This is a genomic window from Mesorhizobium sp. M1A.F.Ca.IN.020.06.1.1 (genome assembly GCF_004023265.1).
In the GTDB taxonomy this organism is placed as follows: domain Bacteria; phylum Pseudomonadota; class Alphaproteobacteria; order Rhizobiales; family Rhizobiaceae; genus Mesorhizobium.
In genome coordinates this window covers 1-1359 of the sequence record NZ_RZSR01001264.1, presented here as the reverse complement: position 1 = coordinate 1359, position 1359 = coordinate 1, and the positions used below count along the sequence as shown (strand labels likewise).

The following is a 1359-nucleotide window of genomic DNA, read 5'->3' as shown; positions in this document are numbered from 1 at the left end:
GATTCTGCACCGCATAAGCGACCGCGACATGCGCGGCGAAAATAACCGTGGCCGCGCTTGCCCACAGACCGGCTTCGCGGAAGCCGAAGCGTGGCTGGGTGGACAAGGCGGCGATCGCTTGCGTCATTGCGCCGCGCTTCCGCTTGTCGCCGGCGCGGAGGTGGCGCCCGCGGCCGCAGCCCCGGTGCCGGACGCCGTCTCCAGCCCGACCAGCGCAATCTTGAGGTAGCCCGCAGCGCGCAGCAGGTTCATTACCTCCATCAGCTCGCCATAGCCCACCGTCTTGTCGGCGCGCAGGAAGATGCGCGTCTGCTTGTCGCCCTTGGTGCGGCTGTGGAGCACGGTGGCGAAGCTCGGTCGCGGCACAGCCTCATTGCCGATCGCCAGAGAAAGATCGCTTTTCAGCGTCAGGAACAGCGGTGTCTCCGGCCGTGGCGCCGGCGTCGCCGTCGACCCGGGCAGGTCGACATTGACGTCGACGGTCGCAAGCGGAGCCGCGACCATGAAGATGATCAAAAGCACCAGGATGACGTCGATGAACGGGGTGACGTTGATCTCGTGGCTTTCCTCGAGATCGTCGCCGGCCGTCTCGCGAATCCGCGCCGCCATTGGCCGCTCACTCCGCTGCCAACGCGGTTGCCGGCGGCACAGTGCGAAAATCGAGGTCGCGGCTGACCAGCCGCTCGACGCCTGCCGAGGCGTCGGCGAGGATCTGCCTGTAGCCGGCTATCGATCGCGCGAAGACGTTGTAGATCACCACCGCCGGGATCGCAGCCACCAGACCCATTGCCGTGGCGAGCAGGGCTTCGGCGATGCCCGGCGCCACCACCGCAAGATTGGTGGTCTGCGCCTGCGAGATGCCGATGAAGGCGTTCATGATGCCCCAGACGGTGCCGAACAGGCCGACGAAGGGCGCCGTGGAGCCGATGGTGGCGAGTAGGCCGGTGCCGCGCGACATGCGCCGGGACGCTGCCGCCTCGATGCGCGACAGCCGCGAGGTGACGCGCTCCTTCAGGCCGTCGCCCGAGATGTGATCCAACGCGCCGGCCGAGAGCGCGCGCTCTTCCTCCGCCGCCCGCACCAGCAGCGCGCCCGGGCCACCGCTGTGGCCGAGCGCGCGGCCGGCCTGCATCAGCGTCGCGGCATTGCCGATCGCGTTCGCCGCGCGCCGCGCCTTGAGCTTGCCGCCGAGGATCTCCAGCGACTTGGCGAGCCAGATCGTCCAGGTGACCAGAGAAGCGAAAGAAAGTCCGACCATCACCGCCTTCACCACGATGTCGGCGTTCATGAACATGCCCCAGGGCGACAGGTCATGCGGCAGCGTCAGAGCAATGGCGGAAGGCTCTTCGCCCCCAGCAG

General features: G+C 68.1%; 2 protein-coding genes. Both read right to left on the bottom strand.

Annotated features, from left to right (window positions below):
* Window positions 1-123: 123 nt before the first annotated feature.
* Window positions 124-609 carry a TonB system transport protein ExbD gene (gene exbD, locus EOA60_RS33110; protein ID WP_095779815.1) on the bottom strand — a complete coding sequence of 162 codons (486 nt, stop codon included), beginning with the start codon at window positions 607-609 and terminating at the stop codon, window positions 124-126.
* A gap of 7 nt (window positions 610-616) precedes the next feature.
* Complete coding sequence (gene exbB, locus EOA60_RS33105; RefSeq protein ID WP_128312627.1) at window positions 617-1333, bottom strand: tonB-system energizer ExbB; 717 nt, start codon at window positions 1331-1333, stop codon at window positions 617-619.
* Between the last annotated feature and the right edge of the window lie 26 nt (window positions 1334-1359).

Coding starts and splice junctions, on each gene's coding strand:
- exbD (WP_095779815.1), bottom strand. CDS start 609: ATGGCGGCGCGGATTCGCGAGACGGCCGGCGACGATCTCGAGGAAAGC.